This window comes from Achromobacter sp., assembly GCF_036567245.1.
Taxonomy (GTDB): Bacteria; Pseudomonadota; Gammaproteobacteria; order Burkholderiales; family Burkholderiaceae_B; genus Achromobacter.
The window spans coordinates 1-5720 of the sequence record NZ_DATCUY010000452.1 but is presented as its reverse complement, the minus strand read 5'-3'; the positions used below and the strand labels follow the sequence as shown (position 1 = coordinate 5720).

Sequence of the window (5720 nt, the reverse complement as noted above, 5' to 3'; positions counted from 1 at the left end):
CTCTGACAGGCGGCCCGGATGCGGGCCGCCCCTGGCGCGGCCCGACACGCGCCGCTTCCCGGGCCTGGCCAGCGTTCAACCCAGCTTGAATTCCACCACCGCCCCGCCGCTGCCATACAGCGGCGCGTACTCCAGCACCTTGGCGCCGCGGAACTGGTCGCCCAGCGCGCCCAGCAGCCAGGACATGTGCTTGAAGCCCATCTCGGCCTTGGCCTGCCCGGCATACTCGGGCATCGCCTGGCGCAGTTGCGCGGCATCGCCGCTTTCCAGCAGCGCCAGCATGCGGCGGTTCCAGTCGTCGTCGGCCTGGGAGATCAGGCGGTCGGATTCCGGCGCCACCGGCTCTCGGAACATGGTGTTGGACAGCCCGCCTATGCCGATGACCGCCGCGCGTTTGCCTTGCGCGGCGGCTGCCTGCGCGGCGATGCGGCTCAGTTGCTCCGTCTGCGCGTTGTCGTGGTACAGGTTGTTGGCCGCCAGGGTCACAGGCAGTTGGTCGGAGCCAAAGCCCATCAGCGTGCTGACCGTGATGGTGCCCGTGTCGATGGGGAACTGGTCGTAGTCCACGCCGCGCGCATGGATGCCGGCGTCGCGGCAACCTTGCACGCAGGCTTCGGCCAGGCCGGCGTCGCTGGCGATATCGAAGGGCAGCTCGCCGTACTCGTGCCAGTTCTCGTCCACGTGCACGCCCGTGCTGCGCCGGCGCGTGATCCACAACTGGTCCAGCACCGCCATCCACTGCGTCGAATACACCAGCACCACGTCGGGCCGGGAAGCCGCCAGCGACTCGCCGGCCGCGCGCAGCGCCTGGTTCAGGCGTCCCCAGGGCGCCACGTCGCTGCGCAGCTGCGGCAGCGGGCTGCCAGGGACGAGAAATGCGGAAACGATGGTCATGGCATGTCTCCCTGGATGACTAGGCCGCCGCGCCGGCGGGTGCTTCGAGGCGGGACAGTCCGGCCTCCTGCAGATTCCATTCCATCACCGCGTTGCCGGTGCCGATCACGGTACCGTAGCCATGGAACTTGCCGGCCAGTTGCGGATAGCCCATGGCCGCATGCATCCAGGTGAAGGCGCCGGACTTCACTTCGGCGAAGGCTTCGTCGATGAACTGGGGCAACAGCTCGAACACCTCGCCCATCCTGCCCTTGCGCATCAGCTCGATCATGCGGATGTCCCACAGATAGCCGTCGTAGCGCGCCGGGTGTTCCTTGGACATGTCCTCGGGCACCTCGGGCTGTTCGTGGAAATGCCAGTGCGACAGCGTGTTGCTGGCCAGCAGCACCGCCCGCCGCCCGCTCTTGCGTATCGCTTCGCGCGTGGCGCGGCCCAGCAGGTCCATTTCCTTGAGTCCTTCCTGGGTGTTGAGGTAGTACGGCGTGTTGTTCGCCGACAGCCCCACCACCGGAATGTCCCATTGCGGCCGCACCATGTGCAGCGTGGTGATGGTGCCGTAGTCGACGCGGAACTTGGGGTTGCGCATCATCTTGGTGACCAGGCCCAGCTTGCGGCCTTCCTCGCAACAGGCTTCGGCCAGTTCCACGTCCACGTCCATGCCGAAGTCGTAGCGGAACAGGTCGGGAAAGATCGGGTCCACCGAACGGCCCGCCAGACGCGGCACGCCCAGGAAGTGATGGCCCACCTGGGTGATCCAATGCGGCGAATGCACCAGCAGCACGTCGGGCTGCAGGCGTTCGATGCTCTCGCGCACGTGGTCGTAGGCCCAGCGCAGGCTTTCCCACCCGCCGCGCGAGCGCGGCTCGTTCTGCGGCGGGTTCTCGCCGTACACGAGGTGCGGCGGGTGGGGAGCCAGGAATCCGGAAAGAATTTCGCCGTCCTTCATTGCTTACTCCTTTGCGAGAGCAGTAGGAACCCGTACGACCGTTGTTGCGCAGTAGCGGCGCCCGCTATTTTGTACGTATACGTACTGGATTCAGTATCGATTCGCTGGCGATTGCTGTCAACCGGCAAAGGGCGGCCAATGGATAGGGAGTTTCCCGAGCAGACGTTCCGGTCCGGTCTCCTGGCGCCCCGCTACCGCCCTTCGCCCTTGCGCAGCAGGTACTTCTGCACGCCGTCCATCACCGTCTCGCCGCGCTGGTTGCGCACGAGGCTCTGCATGACCAGCACGCCGGTCGTGCGTCCGGGCAGCAGTTCCGTCACCGTCAGCGACGAATAAAGCGTGTCGCCCGCGAACACAGGCTTGAGGAAACGGCTGCTCTGTTCCAGAAACCCCTTGAGCGCATCCTCCACCATATGGGGGAACAGTCCGGCGCCCGCCGCCGTCTGGATGGCGACCTGGAAGCCGTGCGCCAGCATATGAGGCATGCCATGGGCGCGGCAATACTCGACGTCGTAATGCACGGGATGATTGTCGCCGCTGGCGAGCTGAAACGCGGCAAACAACGCATCGGTCATGGTGCGCGACGGCAGGATGAAAACCTCGCCAACCTTGAAATCATCGAAGTAACGCTGGGCGCAGAGTTGGTGCTTGATCATGCAGGATTCCTTTTTTTGTACGGGTGGATTCAGTTCGCGGTCATGTGCGCGGCGCGAGCGACTTCGCCCCACTTCTTCAGCTCGCCCTGCAAGAAGGCGGCCAGCGCGGCAGGCGTCGTGTCCGGCTGCAGCACCAAGCCCATGTCGTAGGCGCGGCGCTGCAATTCCGGATCGGCAAGCGCAGCGCGCAGCGTGGCATTGAGCTTGTCGACGACCGGCGCGGGGGTACCCGCCGGCGTGAAGACGGCGTTCCAGGTATAGGCCTCGTAGCCCGCCACCGCGTCCGCGATGGGCGGCGTGCCGGGCGTCTGCGGCAGGGGCTGCGCCATCGAGGTCGCCAACAGCCTGACCGTGCCCGCCTGCACCTGCGCCAGGCCCGTGGGCGCGCTATCGATCATGAAGTCCAGATGCCCGCCGATGACATCGGCCATCGCCGGCGCGCTGCCACGGTACGGCACGTGCATGGCGCGCACGCCGGCCAGATGGTTCAGCAGCTCGCCGGCCAGGTGCGGCGCACTGCCGATGCCGGCCGAGCCGTAGTTGACCTTGCCGGGCCTGGCCTTCAGATAGGCCATGAACTCTGGCAAGGTCGAGACGGGCATGTTTTTGTTGACGACCAGCACCAGGGGCGCCTTGGCCGCCAGGCCGACTGGCGCAAAGTCCTCCACCGTCCGGTACGGCAGGCTGGCATGGATGCTGGGATTGACCGCGTGCGCCACCGTGGTCAGCAGCAAGGTGTAGCCGTCGGCAGTCGCGCGGGCGACGGTTTCGGTGCCGACCAGCGTGCCCGCTCCGGTCCGGTTCTCCACCACCAGCGCCGCGCCCAGCTTGCGACTCCAGGTCTCCGCCAGGGCCCGGGCGAACGTATCGGTAGGTCCGCCGGCCGCATACGGCACCACCAGGCGAACCGGCTTGGCCGGATAGTCCTGCGCCGACGCAGCGCCGCCAGCCAGCGCGCCAGCCGCCATCAGGGTGGCGCCTGCCAGCGCACGCCAGGGAAATCCATGTTTCATGCTTGTCTCCGTTGGTCTTTTGTGTGCGGCACAATATAGAGACGAGGCCGGCGCCAGGAATAGTCGAAAGTTTCTTATCCGGCTTAGAGCCTTTCTAACAGCGGCCCGCCACGCCGCCCCACACCGGGTGTCCTCCTTGCGCTACGAACTGACCGACCTGCGCGTCTTTGTCGCCATCGCTGAAGCCAAAAGCCTCACGGGCGGGGCTTCCGACCTGCACCTGACCGCGCCGTCGGCCAGCTACCGCCTGAAGAACCTGGAGCAGGCCATGGGCGTGCCGTTGTTCGTGCGCACTCAAAAAGGGATGTCGCTCACCGCCGCCGGCATGACCGTGCTGCGCTATGCGCAGACCATACTGGGCAACGTCGAGCGCCTGCAGGCGGAAATGCGCCGTCATACCGATGGCGTCGAGGGCCATATCCGCGTCTATGCCAACAGCAGCACGCTGAGCAGCCTGCCCAGCGCGTTGAGCCGCTATCTGGCCGCCTATCCGAACGTCAACGTGGATCTTGAGGAGCATCTCAGCGAGGAAACCGTCAAGGCGGTGCTGGACGGCCGCGCCGACATCGGACTGGTCGCGGGCGCCATTGAAATGCGCGGACTGGAATACATCAGCTACGGCCAGGACGAACTGATCTTCATCATTCCCCCGCGCCATCCGCTCAGCCTGCTCCCGCGCGTTTCGCTTGAAACCGCGCTGTCGCACGATCTGGTCGCCATCGGCCGCAAGAGCAGCAACTTCCTGTACCTGCAGCAAATGGCCGAGCAGATGGGCCTCAAGCCCCGCGTGCGCGTGCACGCGCCCAACTTCGACGCCGTGCTGCGCTGCGTCCAGGAAGGCGCCGGCATTTCGCTGGTGCCACGCTCGGTGGCGGCGCCCGCGCTGGCCCAGGGCAAGGTCGAATGCGTGCAGATCGAAGAATCCTGGGCCGTGCGTGAACAACGCGCGGTGATGCGCAAGCAGGACGCCCTGCCCGGCTATGCCCGCGCCTTCATCAGCTTTGTCACCGAGCCGCGGCCGGCGCTGGACGCCGATTAGAGAATCTCGAATCCTGCTTAAAAAATATCGACTGGCCGCGCGCGCGCCTCGCATTCCATAATGCTCCGCCGCCGCCGGGCCCGGCATGCGCCCCGGCCCACACTCCGACTCCAGGACGATATGACCGCAGCTACCCGCCCCCTAGACGGCATCACCGTCATCGCGCTCGAACACGCCGTCGCCGCCCCTTTCGCCAGCCGCCAGCTGGCGGACCTGGGCGCGCGCGTCATCAAGATCGAACGGCCGGACGCGGGCGACTTCGCGCGGGGCTACGACGACACCGTGCGCGGCCAGTCGTCGTTCTTCGTATGGGCCAACCGCGGCAAGGAGAGCCTGGCCCTGGACACCAAGGCTGCGGGCGCCGCGCAAGTGCTGCGGCGTCTGCTGGGCCAGGCTGATGTCTTCATCCAGAATCTCGCGCCCGGCGCCGCGCGCCGCATGGGCCTGGACTACGACACGTTGCGCGCGGACTTCCCCAGGCTGATCGTGTGCGACATTTCCGGCTACGGCGATGACGGCCCCTACCGCGACAAGAAGGCCTATGACCTGCTGATACAGGCGGCTTCCGGCCTGATCTCCCTGACCGGCACGCCGGAATCCCCGGCACGCACGGGCATCTCCATCGCCGATATCGCCGCCGGCATGTATGCCTATTCCGGCATCCTGTCGGCGCTCATACAGCGCGGACGCACCGGCGCGGGATTACGCGTCGAGGTGACCATGCTGGAGGCGCTGACGGAATGGACTTCCTATGCCTTGAACTTCGCGCATTACGGCGGCACCCCACCCGCGCGCAACGGCGTGGCGCATCCCGCGATCGCGCCCTATGGGCAATACCTCGCGGGAGACGGCAAGCCCGTGATATTCGGCCTGCAGAACGACCGCGAATGGCGCAGTTTCTGCGCCCACGTGCTGGAGGAACCGGCGCTGGCCGACGACGAGCGATACGCCACCAACGTCCAGCGCGTGCGGCACCGCGAGGCGCTGGATGCGCGCATCGCCGAGTGCTTTGCCTCCCTGTCGCGCGAACAGGTGCTGGCCAGGCTGGACCGGGGCGGCATCGCCAACTCCGCCTTGAACACCATGCACGAGGTCTGGGACCACCCGCAATTCGCGGCGCGCGGCCGCTGGCGCGACGTGGCCACGCCAGGCGGTCCCATCCAGGCGTTGCT

General features: G+C 66.7%; 6 protein-coding genes. 2 read left to right on the top strand and 4 right to left on the bottom strand.

Going from position 1 to position 5720, the window contains the following annotated elements; genetic code table 11:
* Positions 1-75 precede the first annotated feature (75 nt).
* From VIR09_RS19430 to VIR09_RS19415, 4 genes are all read right to left on the bottom strand, one after another.
* Positions 76-894 carry a tRNA U-34 5-methylaminomethyl-2-thiouridine biosynthesis protein gene (locus tag VIR09_RS19430; protein ID WP_332014349.1) on the bottom strand — a complete coding sequence of 273 codons (819 nt, stop codon included), beginning with the start codon at positions 892-894 and terminating at the stop codon, positions 76-78.
* Positions 895-913: 19 nt separating this feature from the next.
* Complete coding sequence (gene cnbCb / locus VIR09_RS19425) at positions 914-1840, bottom strand: 2-aminophenol 1,6-dioxygenase subunit beta (protein ID WP_332014348.1); 927 nt, start codon at positions 1838-1840, stop codon at positions 914-916.
* A 191-nt stretch (positions 1841-2031) separates the two neighbouring features.
* On the bottom strand, positions 2032-2496 hold the full coding sequence (locus VIR09_RS19420; protein WP_129527585.1) for a MaoC family dehydratase: 465 nt from the start codon (positions 2494-2496) through the stop codon (positions 2032-2034).
* Between the two features lie 29 nt (positions 2497-2525).
* Positions 2526-3509 carry a tripartite tricarboxylate transporter substrate binding protein gene (locus VIR09_RS19415; RefSeq protein ID WP_332014347.1) on the bottom strand — a complete coding sequence of 328 codons (984 nt, stop codon included), beginning with the start codon at positions 3507-3509 and terminating at the stop codon, positions 2526-2528.
* Positions 3510-3645: 136 nt separating this feature from the next.
* Here VIR09_RS19415 and VIR09_RS19410 point away from each other — a divergent pair, with 136 nt between their 5' ends.
* Positions 3646-4548, top strand: coding sequence for a LysR family transcriptional regulator (locus VIR09_RS19410; RefSeq protein WP_129527586.1), 903 nt, complete (start codon positions 3646-3648; stop codon positions 4546-4548).
* 120 nt (positions 4549-4668) lie between these two features.
* On the top strand, positions 4669-5720 hold a 1052-nt coding region (locus tag VIR09_RS19405), incomplete at its 3' end, for a CaiB/BaiF CoA-transferase family protein (RefSeq protein ID WP_332014346.1).

What these genes read in the sequence shown, in the direction of transcription:
- cnbCb (WP_332014348.1), bottom strand. Translation starts at nt 1,840, where the DNA reads ATGAAGGACGGCGAAATTCTTTCCGGATTCCTGGCTCCCCACCCGCCG.
- VIR09_RS19420 (WP_129527585.1), bottom strand. Translation starts at nt 2,496, where the DNA reads ATGATCAAGCACCAACTCTGCGCCCAGCGTTACTTCGATGATTTCAAG.
- VIR09_RS19415 (WP_332014347.1), bottom strand. Translation starts at nt 3,509, where the DNA reads ATGAAACATGGATTTCCCTGGCGTGCGCTGGCAGGCGCCACCCTGATG.
- VIR09_RS19430 (WP_332014349.1), bottom strand. Translation starts at nt 894, where the DNA reads ATGACCATCGTTTCCGCATTTCTCGTCCCTGGCAGCCCGCTGCCGCAG.